Origin of the sequence: Flavobacterium succinicans LMG 10402 (assembly GCF_000611675.1) — a bacterium.
Classification (GTDB): Bacteria; Bacteroidota; Bacteroidia; order Flavobacteriales; family Flavobacteriaceae; genus Flavobacterium; species Flavobacterium succinicans.
In genome coordinates this window covers 64,881-83,558 of sequence record NZ_JATV01000005.1, presented here as the reverse complement: position 1 = coordinate 83,558, position 18,678 = coordinate 64,881, and the positions used below count along the sequence as shown (strand labels likewise).

Genomic DNA, 18,678 nt, shown 5'->3' with positions numbered 1-18,678 from the left:
TATTGTAATGATAATTTCACTTTCTATAAAGAATTTCGCTTTAATTGATCAATTAACTATTAATTTTACTTCTGGTTTTTCTATCATAACAGGAGAAACTGGTGCCGGTAAATCTATTATTTTAGGCGCTTTAGGATTGGTGTTAGGAAAGAGAGCCGACTTGTCCTCTTTGAAAAATGCCAACGAAAAATGTGTGATTGAAGCTCATTTTGAGATATCAAAATATAATCTTAAGCCTTTTTTTGAGGCTCATGATTTAGATTATGAGCCTGAAACCATCATTCGTAGAGAGATTTTACCTTCTGGAAAATCACGTGCTTTTATCAATGATAGTCCGGTTAATCTTCAAGAATTACAAGAATTGAGTTTGTTTTTGATCGATATACATTCCCAGCAACAAACCCAAGAATTATCTGAAGAAGGAGTGCAGTTTGCAATTATAGATGCCATTGCAAATAATAAATCAGAACTTGTGAGCTATCAAGAGGTGATGAAAGTGTTTCGATCTAGTAAATCGCAATTGGCTTCATTGCAGAAAAAACAGGGAGAGTCGATCAAAGAGCAAGAATACCATACTTTTTTGTTAGAAGAATTATTATCAGCCAAGTTGGTCAATGGAGAACAAGAACTATTGGAAGAGGATTTTGAACGATTAAATAACGTAGAAGTGATAAAGGAAGCAATAGACAAATGCTTGTTGATTGCTAATGAAGAAGAAATCGGGGTTTTACATCACTTAAAAGAAATAAAATCTTCGTTACAACGCGTTGCACCTTTTGGGATCAAATATCAAGAATTGCTAGAGCGAATCAATAGTGTGATTATTGAGTTTGATGATATAAGTAGCGAATTGGATCAACAGTCGGAGCAGCTTTTGAATGATCCTGAGAAATTGGAGTACACCAATCAAAAACTGCAGTTGATTTATAACTTACAAAAAAAACATCAAGTCAATTCTGTAGCTGAACTATTGGCTATTCAAGAGCAATTAGATCAATCTTTGTTGTCAATTAGTAATTTAGAGTCTGAAATGGAATCGCTAAAAGCTACTATTGCTAAAAACGAAGAAGAGCTTGATGTATTGGCTACAGCGATTCATGAAAAAAGAATGGATTCTATACCAATATTAACAGAGAAGCTTACTTTTATTCTAGATAAATTAGGTATGCCAAACGTTCGTTTTAATATTGATTTGAGTTTTGGTGCTACTTATTTTGCCAATGGAAAAGATGAATTGCAATTTTTATTTTCGGCCAATAAAGGAGGTGATTTCGGGTTGCTTAAAAAAGTGGCTTCAGGCGGTGAAATGTCCAGAATTATGTTGGCTGTAAAAGCAATTTTAGCACAGTATTCCAAAATGCCTACCTTGATTTTTGATGAAATTGACACTGGTGTTTCTGGTGAAATCGCTATTCGAATGGGTGAAATTATGAAGCAAATGAGTGCTTCGATGCAGGTTTTTGCTATCACACACTTGCCACAAATTGCAGCAAAAGGGGATTCTCATTTTAAAGTACTCAAAACTACGGTTGGAGAAGGAACTACCTCCGAATTACGATTACTAACGGAAGAAGAACGAGTGGTAGAGATTGCACAAATGCTTTCGGGAGCCTCCATTTCTGAATCCGCTTTAAATCACGCCAAAGCCTTGCTCAACTAAAAAAATGGGCTATATTTGCCGATCAATAAAAGCAATTTCAATTCAAAATTTTATTAATAGCTTTTTATATTTTTAAAAAGAAAATCCAATACTATGATTATTGAACCAAGAATGAGAGGATTTATTTGTTTGACATCACACCCAGAAGGATGCGAACAAAACGTAAAAAATCAAATAGAATACATCAAATCAAAAGGACCAATTGCAGGAGCAAAAAAAGTGTTGGTTATCGGAGCTTCTACAGGTTTTGGATTAGCGTCTAGAATTTCGAGTGCTTTTGGATCTGATGCAGCTACCATTGGTGTGTTTTTTGAAAAACCATCAGCAGAAGGTAAAACCGCATCGCCAGGATGGTACAATTCGGCCGCCTTTGAAAAAGAAGCACATAAAGCGGGTTTGTATGCCAAAAGTATTAACGGTGATGCCTTTTCAAATGAAGTAAAACAACAAACCTTAGATTTAATCAAAAAGGATTTAGGTCAAGTAGATTTAGTGGTGTATAGTTTGGCTTCTCCAGTGCGTCAACATCCAGTAACTGGCGTGTTGCATCGTTCTACATTAAAACCAATTGGCGGGGTATATTCAAATAAAACCGTTGATTTTCATACAGGAAATGTATCTGAAATTTCGATTCAACCTTGTGAGGGTGATGATATCGAAAACACTGTAGCTGTGATGGGTGGAGAGGATTGGAGTATGTGGATTGAGGCCTTAAAAGCTGAAAATTTATTAGCTGATGGTGCAATGACAGTAGCATATTCTTACATAGGACCTTCATTAACGGAAGCTGTGTATAGAAAAGGAACGATTGGTCGTGCAAAAGATCATCTAGAAGCTACTGCTTTTACTATTGCCGATAGTTTAAAAGAAATCAACGGACAAGCTTTTGTCTCTGTAAATAAAGCCCTAGTAACACAAGCGAGTTCAGCTATTCCAGTGATTCCTTTATATATTTCTTTGTTGTACAAAATCATGAAAGAAAAAGGAATTCATGAGGGTTGTATTGAACAAATACAGCGTTTGTATAGCGAGCGTTTGTTTACTGGAAACGCAATTGCTACAGATGACAAAGGACGTATTCGTATTGACGATTGGGAAATGCGTGAAGATGTTCAAGCCTTAATTGCTGAATTATGGCCTCAGGCTACTACTGAGAACCTTGCTGAAATTGGTGATCTTGAAGGATACCGTCATGATTTTTATAATCTTTTTGGCTTCGAGTTTGATCAAGTAGATTATAAAGCGGATACTAACGAAATGGTAAATGTTTCAAGTATCGTTTAATTGATAAAAAAAGAGTAACACCTTATTTGTTTTATGTAATGTAAAATCAAATAAGGTGTTTTTTGTTGGAAAAAAATCACAAGATATGTACAATTTATTGAAAGGAAAAAGAGGTATTATTTTTGGGGCTTTAGATGAAAATTCTATTGCCTGGAAAACCGCTGAGAGAGTCCATGAAGAAGGTGGTGTTTTTGTATTAAGTAATGCGCCTGCTTCTATTAGAATGGGTTCAATAGATGCTTTAGCGAAAAAAACCGGAGCGCTAGTTGTTCCTGCTGATGCTACATCGGTAGCTGATTTGGAAAATTTAGTAGAGCAAGCAATGATACATTTAGGGGGAAAGATTGACTTTGTGTTACATTCTATCGGTATGTCTGTCAATGTGCGTAAAGGCAATCATTACACGCAACAGAATTATGACTTTACTCAAAAAGGTTGGGATGTTTCGGCTGTTTCTTTTCATAAAGTGTTACAGGTTTTGTACCATAAAGACGCCATGAATGAGTGGGGGAGTATCGTAGCTTTGTCGTATATGGCAGCTCAGCGCGTTTTTCCTGACTATAATGACATGGCAGACAATAAAGCTTTTTTAGAGTCTATAGCGCGTAGTTTTGGCTATTTTTTTGGAAAGAAGTCCAAAGTTAGAGTCAATACCATTTCGCAATCTCCCACAGCAACCAAAGCGGGGCATGGAGTAAAAGGTTTTAATGGTTTTATCAACTATGCTGAAAAAATGGCTCCTTTAGGCAATGCTTCTGCGTTGGATTGTGCTAATTATACTGTCACACTTTTTTCTGATCTTACCCGAAAAGTTACGCTGCAAAATTTAATGCACGATGGCGGATTTTCTAATGTAGGAGTCAGTCAAGAAATAATGGAAATGTTTGAATAAATAGTATCTTTGCATCCCTTTTTAAAGTAACAACAAGTTTAATACCACTTTTTTTATATGTTTTTTTCGTTAATAATCCCGGTTTATAATCGTCCTGATGAAATTGATGAACTTTTAATGAGTTTAACTAAAATGGAGTACCCAGACGTTTATGAAATTGTTATTGTAGAAGATGGTTCAACAATTCGATGTCAGGAAGTTCTCGAAAAATATGCTACTTCATTGAATATTTCTTACTACTTTAAACCCAATTCAGGGCCTGGTGATTCTAGGAATTTTGGTATGCAAAAAGCAAGAGGAAATTATTTTATCATTTTTGATTCGGATTGTATTATTCCTTCGAACTATTTACAGGAAGTGTCTAATTCATTGCAAGAGCACTATGTAGATTGTTTTGGTGGGCCGGATAAAGCATTAGATAGTTTTTCGGACATTCAAAAAGCAATCAATTTTGCCATGACTTCTTTTTTAACTACCGGTGGTATTCGTGGCGGTTCTGAAAAAATTGGAAAATTCCAGCCAAGAAGTTTTAATATGGGATTGTCGCGCAAGGCTTTTGAATTATCTAAAGGATTTGGTGATATTCATCCTGGTGAAGATCCCGACTTATCGATTCGTTTATGGGAATTAGGTTTTGATACTAAATTGATTCCTTCGGCTTACGTGTATCATAAACGTCGAATAGATTGGGAAAAATTTTCAATCCAAGTTAATAAATTTGGAAAAGCAAGACCAATTTTAAACAGCTGGTATCCTAAATACAATAAATTGACCTTCTTTTTTCCAAGTCTATTTATACTAGGCTTTTTACTATCAGTGTTTTTGTATTTGTTCAGTCAACATTTTGATTTTTTACTGCAATTGTACTTTGTTTATTTTCTAGTACTTTTTATTACCTCTTCTATTCAAAACAAAAACATTAAAATTGGATATTTGTCTGTAGTAGCCGTTTGGAAACAGTTTTGGGGCTATGGTACAGGTTTTTTGCTTTCGTATTTAAAAATCATTGTGTTGAAACAAAAACCGCAGGAGGCTTTTCCTGAACTTTTTTTTAAACTTTAAATGACCAAAATTATTGGCTTAACAGGTGGTATTGGAAGCGGTAAAACAACTGTAGCGACTATTTTTAAAGCGCATGGTTTACCTGTTTATATTGCTGACGAAGCTGGGAAAGAGGTCATGAAAGACCCTAGTATTCTATTAGCCATTCAAAAAGCGTTTGGACAAACTATATTTGAAAATGGTGTTCTTGATCGTAAAAAATTAGCTTCTCTTGTTTTTTCAGACAAAGATAAATTACAACAGTTAAATGCTATTGTACATCCCGCAGTGGCCAGACACTTTGCTTCTTGGCTAGAAAATCATCAAAATTTTGACTATGTAATTTATGAATCGGCCATTTTATTTGAAAGTGGTGGCGATACAAAATGTCATGCTGTAATTACTGTTATTGCTTCTGAATCTGTTAGAATTCAAAGAGTTATGCAAAGGGATGCTGCTTCCAAAGAACAAATTATTCAACGGATGAAGGCGCAATGGACGGATGAACAACGCCTCGAAAAAAGTCAATTTGTAATTAATAATGACTCCCTTGTTAATACAGAAAAGCAAGTTGTTAAAATTCTTAATATTTTATAGAAACAACAATTTGAGGATTAATTGTTAATATTTGGTTAATGCATTATTTATTATATTGTTAAAATGTTAATTTTGTGGCATGAATAGAATGTTTTTTAGATTATTGGTATTGTTAATGAGTTTGTCCCTAATTGGGATTATTCTTGTTCAAGTGTATTGGTTTAACTCTTCCTTTAACAATAACGATGAGCAATTTAAATTTCATGTCAAACAAGTAATTGGAAATGTAGCCGAAAAACTCGAAAAGCAAGAAGCTTATAATTTCTACAACAACATTAATAAACTAAAAGATAGTACAGGTAAGATTCCTCAACGTGAAGATATTTTGGAATTCACCCTAGTTCAAAAGAATAAAAAAACCAATAAAACTATTGTGTATTCCAATAGTATTATTTCTGAAGACTATAATATTAATCCAACTTTTTCTTCAGGTGAAAAAGATGATTTAAAATTTAAAAGTTTTAATTCCAAGCGAAAGACGGAGATTTATAATAACAATGGTATTGATGATTACGACTATCAAAAAAGTTTAATACCTGATGTGAAAATTGAAAAGTCAGGTAGTTTAGCAATTTTAGATAATGCCCAATTAGAAATTACCTATAAAGATTTTGCTGCCGCTTTGCCGATACATGAACGAGTATCGAATGACGTTCTTACTAAATTGATTAAAAAAGAATTGGAAGCAAATGGGGTTAATACTCATTTTGAATTTGGGGTGTATAGTAATGGATTAGCAACCAAAATTCGATCTGAGAATTTTACCTACGAGAAAAATGCAACGTATACAACGCCGATTTTCACCGATAATGAAGGAACAGAGAAGTATAAGTTATTGGTAACGTTCCCGAATAAAAAGAAGTTTTTATTGTCAGAGTTGGTAAGTATTACCGTTTTATCGGTCATTTTTACGTTGATTATTTTGATTGCTTATACATCGGCTTTGAATCAATTGATTCGTCAAAGACAAATTTCAGAGATCAAAACCGATTTCATCAATAATATGACACATGAATTTAAAACACCTATTGCTACGATAAATTTAGCTTTAGATGCAATTCGGAATCCAAAGATTATTGATGACAAAGAAAAAGTGTTTAAGTACCTTGGAATGATTCGGGAAGAAAACAAGCGAATGCATGCTCAAGTAGAAAACGTACTTCGAATTTCGAAATTAGAAAAAAAGGAGTTGGATATTATTAAAGAGTCCACTAATGCAGAAGAAATCATTGAGGATGCTATCGAACATGTTAATTTGATTTTGGAAGACAGAGAAGGAAGTTTGAAATTGCATTTTGGTGCCAATAGAACTACGGTTTTATTAAATGATTTTCATTTCACCAATGTAATTGTGAATATTTTAGAAAACGCGATCAAATACACCCAAGGGCCACCTAAAATTGATGTTTATACCGAAAACATCAAGGACATGCTTTTAATAAAAATTAAAGATAATGGTCTTGGGATGAGCAAAGCCGCTCAAAAAAGAGTATTTGAAAAATTTTATCGAGAGCATACGGGCGATTTGCACAATGTAAAAGGGCACGGTCTTGGATTAGCCTATGTAAAACAAATAGTAGAAGACCATAACGGTCAAGTATACGTAGAAAGTGAAAAAGGAAAAGGGAGTACCTTTATAATAAAAATACCACTAATAAATTAGCAAATGGAAAATGTAAATAAAAAAATTCTACTTGTAGAAGACGATTTGAATTTTGGAGCTGTTTTAAAAGACTATTTAATGCTAAATGACTTTGAGGTTGTTTTAGCTAAAAATGGAATGGAAGGTTTTGAGAAGTTTAAAAAAGATAGTTACGATCTTTGTATTTTAGACGTAATGATGCCATACAAAGACGGATACACACTTGCCAAAGAAATCCGTGAAAAAAACAGCGAAGTGCCAATCATATTCTTAACCGCAAAAACGATGAAAGAAGATGTGATGAAAGGTTACAAAGCAGGTGCCGATGATTACCTTAACAAACCTTTTGACTCAGAAGTGTTGTTAATGAAAATTAAAGCCATCATTCAAAGAAAATCTTCTGAAGTGAAAACAGATCAGATTCAATTTGAATTCAATATTGGTAAATTCCACTTGAATTCAAAATTGAGATTTTTGACTTTTCAAGATGAAGAGCCGGTGAAATTATCACCAAAAGAGAATGAATTACTTAAGATGTTAATTCTGCATGAAAATGATTTGATGCCAAGAGAATTAGCCTTGACCAAAATCTGGAGAGATGATAACTACTTTACTTCAAGAAGTATGGACGTGTACATCGCCAAATTAAGAAAATACCTAAAACCAGACGAAGATGTTGAAATTTTAAACATCCACGGTGAAGGATTTAGACTAGTAGTAAAAAGTAACACTACAGCATAACAAAAAAAGCTTCGAAATGTTTCGAAGCTTTTTTTTTATTTAAAATGTAATTGCAACGCAAAGCAGGTTTTGTCCTCTTTGGTAATAGAAAAAATAGTTTCCTCCTCTTTGCTATTTTCGTGAATTTGAACCGAATCCTTCAGTGATAATTCTTTCAAAAAATTCATCTCAAAACTATCCAATCTTTGTTTTAAAATAAGCTCAGTGTCCACCAAATCAAGGCACCATTCAAAATATTTTACGTTGTTAACATGGTTTACAATGTCTAAATCTGAAAGACAAACCGTTTTTTCAAACAAAATCTCTTTTTCGTGATGAATGTCTATTTTTGAAAAACTATCCTTTGTGGCCTTTTTATCCGGATACAGCTCAAAATGTTCATAAGGCAAGGCCAAGGCTTCAGGTCGACGCTTTTGAGTATTAAAAACCGCCCAAAACGTTTCTGATCCTACAATTTTTTTTCCGTTAACATGTACTTCTAAAGCCCGTACGGAACGCGAATTTTCGAGAGAATTTATCCAAGTACTCACCGTTACCGTGTCTCCCCATTTAGGTAAAGACTCAATTTCAACTCGCATTCTGCTCAAGACCCACGCTTGGTGAAACTCCTGCATGTCGGCAAAACTAATACCACCCAATTCTGAGTGTGCCGCCGCAGTCAATTGCAACAAATTGCATAATTCCGTATATTTCAAAAAGCCATTAGGCGCACATTGTGTAAAATTGATCTCCCAGTCTTTAGACAAGATCGAAGAGAAATTTGGGGATATAGGCATTCAAAAAAGTTTTAAGAGGTAAACAAAGTGTATTCGTAAAAATTAGGAGCAAAACATTCGGCATTTTAATAAACATCGTACCCGCCATCATTCCTAAACTTGTCCGCCGAACCCCGGTGCACAAGGTTTATCCCTTCTGTCGGGGCTAAATGAGCAGCATTTAGGATTTTTTATTATGTCATTTTTGAGTCAATATGTTCGATAATAACATTTTTATCGGTTGTAAAATCAAACCATTTAGTATTTTCTTTTCGTTTAAACCAAGTAAGTTGTCGTTTTGAAAAACGTCGGGTATTCTTCTTTATTTCCTCAATAGCAAATGCCAACTCGCATTCGCCATCAAAATGGCTGAATAACTCTCTATAACCCACCGTTTGCAGAGCATTCAAGGCTTTATGAGGATACAAACTTCTAGCTTCATCCAGTAAACCTTCCTCGATCATGATATCCACGCGTTGATTGATGCGGTCGTACATAAGAGCTCTTTCGGCTTCAAGACCAATGATGATCGGAATAAAATTTCGGTTGTTTTTCTTTTGATTTAAGAAAGAAGAATAAGGTTTTCCACTACCCATACACACTTCAACAAAACGCATCATCCGCTGAGGATTCAATAGTGTTTGGGGATTTTCAAGCGTTATTTTTTCAAAATAATAGTGATCTAGCGCCTTTAGTTGCTCTTGTAAATAAGCTATACCTTCTTTTTCATACTGCAATTGAATGCTTGTTCGCACCGCAGGGTCAATTTCAGGAAAAGTATCGAAACCTGTTAAAACCGCGTCAACATAAAGCCCAGAACCTCCTACAAAAACCACATAATCATTGGTCGTAAATAATTCGTCTATTTTTGATAGCGCTTCTTTTTCATAATCTCCAACCGTATAATTTTCAAAAATAGATTTGTTTTGAATACAATGGTGCCGAGCCGATTTGAGTTCCTCAAGTGAAGGTACCGCCGTCCCAATACGCATTTCTTTAAAAAATTGCCTACTATCGCACGAAACAATTTCACAGTTATAATGCTGAGCCAGTAGAATGCTTAAAGCTGTTTTTCCAATAGCTGTTGGCCCCACAATAGTAATTAAATATTTCATTGTTTTGAATCTCTAAAAATGAATCACTTTCAGTGTTTTGCTTTTTCGAATATGGCTCTGAATAATGTTTTTAGCATCGCGATTGTTTTGCATCGGAATTAAAATATTAGCCAATATCTCCGGATTTGTGATTTGGTAATTTAAGTCATAAAAAGCATAACCTTTGTAAATACCGTTTTCTATTAGCACCGCAGATCGTTCGCTATACTTGCGTCCTTTGTCAAGAATAATCATGTTTTGACTTTCAAAGTCGTGCTCTTTTATGAAAAGTTCTACTCTTTGGTTGTAGTCTTCCGCTGAAACTTCGCCAACACAGGCGCCATCACACTCTTTTATAGTATATTGAAAACACTCTTTCTTAGTTTGATATAGTCCGGTTAATTTCTGGCAAAGATGATATTTGGATGTAATTTTAAGAACTGTGTTTTTAGCTTCTTGCAAGGATGAAAAGGATGTAATTTCTTTTTTTCGCCCATCGTATTTTTGAATTTTTAGGTTCAAGTAGCCATTTTTATCTTTTTCGGAATAGAGTGCCAATTGAAAAATACTTTTACGTTGGGCACGATTCAAAATGGGTTTGTTGATTTTGATTTCTTCACTTTCTTTGAGTAAAGCAATCAATTCACTTCCGGTTTCTTCATACGTTACAGTAAATACTTCGGCTTGAATTTTCTTGCACTTGTTTGACTTTCCAGTAAAATGTTGGTTAATTCTCTTTTTTATATTTCGGCTTTTACCAATATAAATCAGGTTGCCTTTATCGTTATGAATATAATAGATCCCCGTCTTTGAGGGCATATTTTGAACAATATCTAAGAGTTTTGGTGCGATTCCTTTCTCAATTTCAGTTTTGATCAACTGTTTGATGATGGTTTTTTCAATATCTTTTTCTAATAAAAGTTTAAAGAGTTTTACGGTAGCCAATGCATCGCCACTCGCACGATGTCTGTCAGCCATTGGGATGCCAAGTGCTCGCACTAATTTTCCTAAACTATGTGAAGGTTGTTCGGGTAGTAATTTTTGAGACAACTCAACAGTGCACAATGATTTGATGTTGAAATCATAGCCTAAACGACGAAACTCAGTTCGTAATATTCTACAATCAAAACTAGCATTGTGTGCTACTAAAATGCAATCGTTAGTGATTTCGATGATACGTTTGGCGATTTCAAAAAATTTAGGAGCCGAAGTTAACATGGCATTATTAATCCCAGTCAATTTTACCACAAAAGGCTGTATGGGGATTTCAGGATTAACCAAACTAATAAATTGATCTACTATTTCGTGACCGTCAAATTTATAAATAGCAATCTCGGTGATTCCTTCTTCGTTAAATTGTCCTCCTGTGGTTTCTATGTCAAGTATTGCGTACAAATTCAGTGTTCAGTTTTCAGTTTATAGTAATCAGTTTATACATCATATATCCTTAATCTAGAATCATTGATAATTATCTACCGCCAAAGATACTACTTCCTATTCTAACCATAGTACTACCACATTCGATAGCTAATGAGTAATCGCCAGACATTCCCATAGAAATAGTGCTCAGTTGGCAGTTTGTTGTTTCCAGTTTTTGTATGTTATCAAACATAGATTTTAAGTGGGTGAATTCTTTTTTGATTTGGTTTTGATCATTGGTAAAGGTTGCCATCCCCATGAGTCCAACAATTTTAATGTTTTTCATTTGGGTAAAAGTAGGAGAGGAGAGGAGTTGTTGTAATTCTTGTTCGTCCAAACCAAATTTTGATTCTTCCTCGGCGATATAAATTTGTAATAAGCAATCAATAATTCGGTTGTTTTTTAGCGCTTGTTTGTTGATTTCTACTAATAATTTAAGGCTATCTACACCGTGAATTAGTGAAACAAAGGGCGCCATATATTTGACTTTATTAGTTTGAACATGACCAATCATATGCCAAGCGATATTCTTGGGCATTTGTTCCCATTTATCCACCATTTCTTGGATTTTATTTTCGCCAAAAATACGTTGTCCTGCATTGTAAGCTTGCATCAAATCTGATACGGGTTTGGTTTTTGAAACCGCTACTAGTGTTACTTGTTCTGGAAGTGATTCCTTTATTTTTAGTAAATTTTCAGCTATTGGCATGATGTAATTTTTTATAGATCTTCCGGCTTTGTTATCCTTAAGCAAACTTATTAAATTAATACTTCTTTTTACGCATGGAGTAGGGTCTTCTTTTTATGGGGTGTTTAATTTTATTCTTTATTTAACCATTTAGTATTGGTGCCAATGTGTAATCGATTTGTTTTAAAAAAAAATAAGCCTGAGTTCGTCAGGCTTATTTCGTATTGTTCTTTAATTGATTAATCAAATTTTGATTTTACTTCTGCTTTTGGCCAGCTATTGTTAGTGACATCAATATCGGCAGTTTCTAATTTTGGATCGATTTCAATTTTTTTGATTGCTTTGGTAGTAGCATATACTTTCTTGGCTGTATCGTTGTTTTTTCTCCAAATTTGTGCTGGATATTTGAAATTTTCTGTCGTGCCATCTTCATAAGTGATTTCCACTAAAATTGGCATGATTAAGCCTCCGGGTTTATTGAATGCCACTTCATAAAAATATTTTGGTGCATTTAATGATGCTTTTTCCTCGGCTGTTAGTTTTTCATTCACATAATCCGAAAGCAATTTGAATTCGTCGATTTTCAACGCTTTCTTGTCAGCTTCTTTTAATTCTTGATTTGTTCCATTTACTAAATAAACAAAAGGTCCTTTTTCTTCTCCGAAACGCCCTTTTCTTAGTTTGGAATTTTTTAATTCGGTAGTTGGTGTGTCGGTTACGTAATATTGTTTTACTTCTGTAATGCCAATATCTACAACATCGGTTGAGTAAAACCAACCTCTCCAGAACCAGTCAAGGTCAAAGGCAGAGGCGTCTTCCATTGTTCTGAAAAAGTCCTCAGGTGTTGGATGTTTGAATTTCCAACGATTGGCATAGGTTTTAAAAGCATGGTCAAATAATTCACGACCCATTACGGTCTCTCTCAAAATATTGAGGGCTGTAGCGGGCTTACCGTAAGCGTTATTTCCGAAATTGATTATGCTTTCAGAGTTGCTCATGATAGGCTCTAGCATTTTTTGATCACCACTCATGTAAGGAACAATGTTTTTGGCAGGTCCACGTCTTGATGGGAAGTTAGTACCCATTTCTTGTTCGGCCATGTATTGCATAAAGGTATTCAAACCTTCATCCATCCAAGACCATTGGCGTTCATCTGAGTTCACAATCATTGGAAAGAAGTTATGCCCTACTTCATGAATAATTACTCCAATCATTCCGTTTTTAATCTGCGGATTGATGACACCGTTAGCATCGGGACGCCCAAAATTCCAACAAATCATAGGGTATTCCATACCTTGGTCTTCTGCCGAAACGGAAACTGCTTTTGGATAAGGATAATCAAAAGTGTGAGCGGAATAGCTCTTTAGGGTATGCGCAACAGTTCTTGTAGAGGTTTCTTCCCAAAGCGGGTTGGCTTCTTTTGGATAGACAGAAGTAGCCATAACGACTTTACCACCTAACTGGACAGCCATTGCATCAAATATGAATTTTCTAGAGGTTGCTATTCCAAAATCACGTACGTTTTTAGCACTAAATTTCCAGGTTTTCTTTTGTGTTGCAAAGCCTTTTTCAGCTGCTTCTGCTTCTGCCTGAGTAACAATTATAACGGGATTATCAAAACTCTTTTTTGCTAGTTCATATCGTTTGAATTGGGCAGGGGAGAAAACTTCGGCTGGATTTTGTAATTCTCCTGTGGCTTCCATAACGTGGTCTGCAGGCACAGTGATATTTACATCAAAATTTCCAAAAGGGAGCGCAAATTCTCCTGTACCCCAAAATTGTTGATTTTGCCATCCTTCTACATCATTGTACACGGCCATTCTTGGATAAAATTGGGCAATTACATATAGACGATTGCCATCTTTTTCAAAAAATTCATAACCTGATCGAAATCCATCTTGTTGGTAATTATTGATATTATACCACCACTTTATTGAAAATGATATTTTTTCACCAGGTTTCATGGCAATAGGTAAATCAATACGCATCATGGTTTGATTTACGGTGTATTTCATGGGGTTGCCTTTAGCATCTTTTACGTATTCTATTTTGAATCCACGATCTAGCCCCTGTTTTAAATATTCGTTGGTGAATTTATTGGGTGTTAGTACTTGTTCAATTCTTTCGTTTTCAGCTAAGGGTGTTTGCGAATTTTTGGCTGCTTGGTTTTGATCCAATTGTAACCATAAATACTCGAGTTTATCGGGAGAGTTATTGTGATACGTAATGGTTTCAGCTCCGCTTACTTTTGCGTTTTTGTCATCTAATTCAAGATCAATTTTATAATCGGCTTGTTGTTGGTAGTAGGCCGGACCAGGTGCACCAGAGGCTGTACGAAACATATTTGGCGTAGCTAACAAATCGTACATTTGACTAAATTTATTGGTGTCGTATGCGCCTTGTTGTTTTTGGGTTGTGGTGGTGGTTTTTTCTTGGGCAATAAGTATTGCGGGTAGTAATAAAAGAAAGATGGTTTTTTTCATATATAGTTTGGCGTTTTAAGCTGGTGAAAATAATTATTTTAACGAAACGGCACTACAATTAGTTATAGTTTAACATTTGTGTTTTGGATGAGTCCGTAAAATTCAAGCTTTTTTTGGTGTTGTTTGCGGTAAAATGCATGATATTTTGTTGGTCAGCATTCCCATCCATTAAAATTGTATTTTGAATGTTGAAACTTTTGACCTTTGAGATGTTGGTGATGCTCCAATAGCTGACCAATACATCTTCTTCAACATCACTCGATAGGTAATTCAAATGGTGCAACTGCCCGTTTATTTTTATTACTAAGTTGTCAGTAAAATACTTTTTTAGTAAAACAATTTCTTCTGGTTTTTCGGGGCCGAATCCAATTTGAGTTGCTTTGTGATATTTTTTTTCTAAAGTTTGGTTGATGTCATCTAGAAAGATGCGAGAAGTGATTTGCACTCTTTTTTTCTCAGGAACAAATTGCACCTGAAAAATGGCAACATAAAATTTATGAAGTTCAAATGAAGATAGACTTAGCGCTAGAAATAGTAAGGCAAAGGTTAAAACTGTTTTTTTCATTGCTCAAAAGTACTGAAACTTTTAAATTCTATATTCTTACTTATTAGAAAATCATAGAGAAAAAAATCATCATATTCAGTAATGACTTGTGTTGCTTTTTTATCTTTTTCGCAAAAAGAGAGAAAGAGCAAGATTTCACTTTCTTTTATTTTTAACGTATTAACAAAGAAAGAAGTTGGCGTTTTTCGAGTTACTTCCTTGTAGAAATTTATCGTTCTTTGTTTTTCTTCTAAAACAGGTTCTTTCTTTTTAATAATTTTTTTGAACTCTTTGAACAAGCGTACTAAATCGGTTCCGTTTGGAATGGGGGACGAAGGCATTAATGGGTTTGTTGGCGACGATTGCTTATCGGCAAAGTACTTTTTGTCAACGTATTTTTGAGAATTAGCACTAGTTGGGCGAATTTCCTTTTGATTGAGAATGATGACTTCTTTGAGTTCATTGTCAAACATTTCTAGCGTTACTTCTAAAACGGCAGGATTGAAATTGGATGTATTCAGTACTATTGTTTTGGGCAAACAGGCTAAACCGGTAAAAAGTAAAGTGTCTTTTGGTTTGGCTAAAATTTCGAAATATCCGACCTCTGAAATAGGTTGCCTTGTTTTGGAGTTCAAGTTTAAAACGGTTCCATTGGCTACTACTCCAAACTGTGTAGAAACTTTTCCGTGAAGTCTTGTTCGTTCTTGGGAATACGCAAGAGACACAAATAATAAAAAAAGATATAAGATTTTAGTTTTGGTGATCATTGGTTTGTAGTTCGTTAAAAGTGACGGCTAATTGTAACATTGCTAGTAGAATTTGTGCTTTGTTATTGCTTTCTATAAGCTTTGCCAATGCACTGTTTTCGATACAATAATATTGAAAGGCATTGATTTTATCATCGGTAATATGAAACGTTTTTTGATAGTCCTCAGTCGTAAACCATCGTTTTATTTTTTCTAGATTGGTTTCTTTCTTTTCTACTTCAAGGTTTTTTTTGAGCATGTCTTTTCGGCCAGAAAGGGTATTGATTATACCGCTTATGCCACCAGATCCTGAGGCTAATCTTCTTTCAGCAACAGTATAAGTTCGCTGGTTTTTTGGGATTATGCCCAATGCTCGGCTATTAATATTAGCATATTGATTGATCACTACTTCATCTAATTCAATGGCTTTTGGAGTCATTTTAATAGTAACATAATCATTTAAAAGATCCTCTTTATGGATGATCTTTTTATAGGCTTGAAAGTTTTTAGAAGCAAATATCAAAACATCTGCGATGTTTACCTTTATTTCAAATTCACCGTTGGTATCTACTTTTGTGCTTTTTTCCGAAGCGAGGTTCACTACTTCAATTTCAGTAAAAATACCAGAGTTGGTGATGATTTTTCCTTTGATCATTTTACCCTCTTCTTGTACTTGTCCCAGAAGTAACTGTGTGCTCAAGAACAGGAATAGTGTTTTGGCTTTAGTTTTTTTCATCAGTAATGATTTGAATATACTGTTCAGCGAGTTTAATGATCAAAAATTCGCTCATGGTTTTGTTTTTTGCTTTTAATGAGTTGGTAAATCCCATGTCTTCAATGCAATAGTATTGGAATCCTTTGATGTATTCTTTCGGGATATTGAGCTTATTTGTGTAATACTCTTCTTCAAATAAGTACTCTAATTTTTCTAAATATGTTTGTTTTCTTTCAATGACTACTTCTTTTTTGAGCATTTCGGTTCTTCCAGAAAGACCATTTAAAATCCCATCTAAACTGCCTTTGGTTGCGGTTTGCAATTTTCTTTCGGCTGGGGTGAAATGTTTGGTAGCCATTGGAATTCCAAGTTTTTGAGGGGAAATATCATTGTCTCCACCAATAATGATGTTTTTTAAAACAATACTTTTTAGATTCATTTCAATTTTTAAATCTTTTTGGATTAAATCTAATTTGGTTACAATTTTGGTAAGGGTTTCCAAATTAACCGCAGTAAAAAGTAAGACATCTCCTTCGTTAGCCGGAATCCTAAAAAAACCTTGAATTCGGCTTGACGTAGAGGCTCCGGTGGTTTCGTTTTTGATATTTATCCCATCTATAAAATTGGATGCTACCATAATTCGTCCCTGAACGACTCTTTCTGTACTTATTTGACCGAAAAGTTGTGGGATAGCGAAAAAAAGCAATAGTAAGAGTATGAAATTATTCTTCACTCAGTATGTTTTTGTTAAAGGTAATGGCCAATTCTGATAGTGTTAATGCTGTTAATTTTTGATTTCCATCAGTGAAATGAGAGACAAACGTACTGTCTTCAATACAAAAATATCTAAAAGCATCGATGTACTTGCTTGGAATGCTTAGTTTTTTTTGGATGTAATCATTGGGATAAAGTATTTTTAAGCGTTCTAGAATTTTTTCCTTTTTTTCTATTTCAAGCTCCTTTTTTAATTTTTTGGTTCGGCCACTGATCTTATTGATTACAGGATCCAATGGCATTCCTCCACCTAGAATTGCTAACAAATGTATGGGTTTAAAATCCCCCGCAGTTTTTAATCTTCTTTCCGCTGGGGTATATTTTTTTTGATTTTCAGGAATAATATGTAGTTTTTCGGCGGTAATTGCTTGGTTTGTTGAAATGATTACTTCGTCTAAAGCAATGATTTTTGATGTCATTTCTACAAAAACGGTTTGTGATTCATATTCTTTTAGGGTTATTTTTTTTCTTTTGGTTTCTAAGTGAGTAGCGCTAAAATTCAAAACATCACCCATTTTACATGCGATACGAAAAGATCCGTTTTGATTTGTTTTCGTAGTTGTGTTTGAATTTTCATTGCGTACAACTACATCTTCGGTGTTGGTGTTTGAGCTAATAATACGACCAGAAAGGACTACTTCGTTTTTTGGTTGAGCCTTCAAGTGTATTATAGTTGATATTTGAAAAAAAAGAGCTAACCAAATTCTCATTTTTGTACCGATGATGATTTGAAGTAAAAGTATTGTAAGTCCTTGCTAATAAAACACTAATAGATTGGTAAAAATATGTTAATTTACAAGAAGAATTGGTCTTTTGATATTCTGTTTTTTCAACAATAAATAGCGCTCATTTTAATATCTTAGCTCTTTAAATTTATTATAATGAAAAAAGTTATCATAGCTAGTACTTCAACGCTACACGAGGGAGAGTATTTGGATTATTTATTATCAGAATTACAACATCATTTTGAAGGTTGTCAAACTATTTTGTTTATTCCTTTTGCGCGTCCTGGAGGTATTTCGCATGACGAATACACGGCAAAAGTACGAGGGGCTTTTGCTAGAATTCAGCTTCAAGTACAAGGAATTCATGAATTTGAAGACAAAAAGCAAGCCGTTCAGCAGGCGAAAGGAATTTTTACTGGCGGAGGTAATACTTTTTTATTGGTGTCACAACTGTATCAATATGAGTTAATGCAACTCTTGTCTGATACTGTTAAGAATGGTACGCCTTATCTGGGCACTAGTGCTGGAAGTAATATTTGCGGATTGAGTATGCAAACCACCAATGATATGCCAATTGTATATCCTCCAAGTTTTCAAACTTTGGGATTGATTCCTTTTAATTTAAATCCACATTATTTAGATCCAATGCCTGATTCTACCCACATGGGAGAAACTCGTGAAACTCGGATTAAAGAATTTCATGCTTTTAATGCAGTTCCTGTATTGGGATTGCGAGAAGGAAGTTGGCTAGAAGTAAAAGGAGATTCGGTGGTTTTAAAAGGCAATTTGAGTGCGCGTTTGTTTTTGCAACATCAAGAGCCCGTAGAAATGAGTGCAGGAGCTGATTTAAGTCAGTTGAATTAAGAGAAATAAAAAAG

18 protein-coding genes are annotated in these 18,678 nt (G+C 34.5%); 8 read left to right on the top strand and 10 right to left on the bottom strand.

Annotated elements, in window-relative coordinates; genetic code table 11:
- Nucleotides 1–7: 7 nt before the first annotated feature.
- The 7 genes from recN (at nucleotide 8) to AO58_RS0105905 (ending at nucleotide 7,857) form a co-directional block, all read left to right on the top strand.
- Nucleotides 8–1,660 carry a DNA repair protein RecN gene (gene recN / locus AO58_RS0105935; RefSeq protein WP_024980823.1) on the top strand — a complete coding sequence of 551 codons (1,653 nt, stop codon included), beginning with the start codon at nucleotides 8–10 and terminating at the stop codon, nucleotides 1,658–1,660.
- Nucleotides 1,661–1,753: 93 nt separating this feature from the next.
- On the top strand, nucleotides 1,754–2,944 hold the full coding sequence (gene fabV / locus AO58_RS0105930; protein ID WP_024980822.1) for an enoyl-ACP reductase FabV: 1,191 nt from the start codon (nucleotides 1,754–1,756) through the stop codon (nucleotides 2,942–2,944).
- 85 nt (nucleotides 2,945–3,029) lie between these two features.
- Entirely contained in the window at nucleotides 3,030–3,836 is an 807-nt protein-coding gene (locus tag AO58_RS0105925) for an enoyl-ACP reductase FabI (protein WP_024980821.1), read from the top strand.
- 57 nt (nucleotides 3,837–3,893) lie between these two features.
- On the top strand, nucleotides 3,894–4,898 hold the full coding sequence (locus tag AO58_RS0105920; RefSeq protein ID WP_024980820.1) for a glycosyltransferase family 2 protein: 1,005 nt from the start codon (nucleotides 3,894–3,896) through the stop codon (nucleotides 4,896–4,898).
- Nucleotides 4,899–5,474: a dephospho-CoA kinase gene (gene coaE, locus AO58_RS16985; RefSeq protein WP_035717415.1), complete on the top strand. Its 576-nt coding sequence runs from the start codon at nucleotides 4,899–4,901 to the stop codon at nucleotides 5,472–5,474.
- A gap of 79 nt (nucleotides 5,475–5,553) precedes the next feature.
- Nucleotides 5,554–7,137, top strand: a complete 1,584-nt coding sequence (locus AO58_RS0105910; RefSeq protein ID WP_024980819.1) for a sensor histidine kinase — start codon at nucleotides 5,554–5,556, stop codon at nucleotides 7,135–7,137.
- 3 nt (nucleotides 7,138–7,140) lie between these two features.
- Nucleotides 7,141–7,857, top strand: a complete 717-nt coding sequence (locus AO58_RS0105905; RefSeq protein WP_024980818.1) for a response regulator transcription factor — start codon at nucleotides 7,141–7,143, stop codon at nucleotides 7,855–7,857.
- A gap of 35 nt (nucleotides 7,858–7,892) precedes the next feature.
- Here AO58_RS0105905 and AO58_RS0105900 read toward each other — a convergent pair whose 3' ends face one another.
- The 10 genes from AO58_RS0105900 to AO58_RS0105855 all read right to left on the bottom strand — a co-directional run bounded on the left by AO58_RS0105900 (nucleotide 7,893) and on the right by AO58_RS0105855 (nucleotide 17,737).
- Complete coding sequence (locus tag AO58_RS0105900) at nucleotides 7,893–8,633, bottom strand: acyl-[acyl-carrier-protein] thioesterase (RefSeq protein WP_024980817.1); 741 nt, start codon at nucleotides 8,631–8,633, stop codon at nucleotides 7,893–7,895.
- A 173-nt stretch (nucleotides 8,634–8,806) separates the two neighbouring features.
- The gene (gene miaA, locus AO58_RS0105895) at nucleotides 8,807–9,727 is read right to left on the bottom strand and encodes a tRNA (adenosine(37)-N6)-dimethylallyltransferase MiaA (protein WP_024980816.1); all 921 of its coding nucleotides are present in this window, start codon (nucleotides 9,725–9,727) and stop codon (nucleotides 8,807–8,809) included.
- Nucleotides 9,728–9,739: 12 nt separating this feature from the next.
- Nucleotides 9,740–11,101: an exonuclease domain-containing protein gene (locus tag AO58_RS0105890; RefSeq protein ID WP_024980815.1), complete on the bottom strand. Its 1,362-nt coding sequence runs from the start codon at nucleotides 11,099–11,101 to the stop codon at nucleotides 9,740–9,742.
- Between the two features lie 73 nt (nucleotides 11,102–11,174).
- Nucleotides 11,175–11,834 (bottom strand): YggS family pyridoxal phosphate-dependent enzyme, encoded by a 660-nt coding sequence (locus AO58_RS0105885; RefSeq protein WP_024980814.1) that lies wholly within the window; start codon nucleotides 11,832–11,834, stop codon nucleotides 11,175–11,177.
- A gap of 218 nt (nucleotides 11,835–12,052) precedes the next feature.
- Entirely contained in the window at nucleotides 12,053–14,296 is a 2,244-nt protein-coding gene (locus AO58_RS0105880) for a M1 family metallopeptidase (protein ID WP_024980813.1), read from the bottom strand.
- 58 nt (nucleotides 14,297–14,354) lie between these two features.
- Nucleotides 14,355–14,861, bottom strand: coding sequence for a DUF6702 family protein (locus AO58_RS0105875; protein WP_024980812.1), 507 nt, complete (start codon nucleotides 14,859–14,861; stop codon nucleotides 14,355–14,357).
- Nucleotides 14,858–15,607, bottom strand: a complete 750-nt coding sequence (gene bamP, locus AO58_RS0105870) for a BamP family beta-barrel-assembly machinery protein (protein WP_024980811.1) — start codon at nucleotides 15,605–15,607, stop codon at nucleotides 14,858–14,860. The genes AO58_RS0105875 and bamP overlap by 4 nt, the downstream gene beginning before the upstream one ends.
- Nucleotides 15,591–16,322, bottom strand: a complete 732-nt coding sequence (locus AO58_RS0105865) for a peptidase associated/transthyretin-like domain-containing protein (protein ID WP_024980810.1) — start codon at nucleotides 16,320–16,322, stop codon at nucleotides 15,591–15,593. The genes bamP and AO58_RS0105865 overlap by 17 nt, the downstream gene beginning before the upstream one ends.
- Complete coding sequence (locus tag AO58_RS0105860; RefSeq protein WP_024980809.1) at nucleotides 16,309–17,034, bottom strand: hypothetical protein; 726 nt, start codon at nucleotides 17,032–17,034, stop codon at nucleotides 16,309–16,311. Before AO58_RS0105860 ends, AO58_RS0105865 begins: the two co-directional genes overlap by 14 nt.
- Nucleotides 17,024–17,737: a carboxypeptidase-like regulatory domain-containing protein gene (locus AO58_RS0105855; RefSeq protein WP_162150395.1), complete on the bottom strand. Its 714-nt coding sequence runs from the start codon at nucleotides 17,735–17,737 to the stop codon at nucleotides 17,024–17,026. The genes AO58_RS0105860 and AO58_RS0105855 overlap by 11 nt, the downstream gene beginning before the upstream one ends.
- A gap of 219 nt (nucleotides 17,738–17,956) precedes the next feature.
- Here AO58_RS0105855 and pepE point away from each other — a divergent pair, with 219 nt between their 5' ends.
- Complete coding sequence (gene pepE / locus AO58_RS0105850; protein WP_024980807.1) at nucleotides 17,957–18,664, top strand: dipeptidase PepE; 708 nt, start codon at nucleotides 17,957–17,959, stop codon at nucleotides 18,662–18,664.
- Nucleotides 18,665–18,678: the final 14 nt, after the last annotated feature.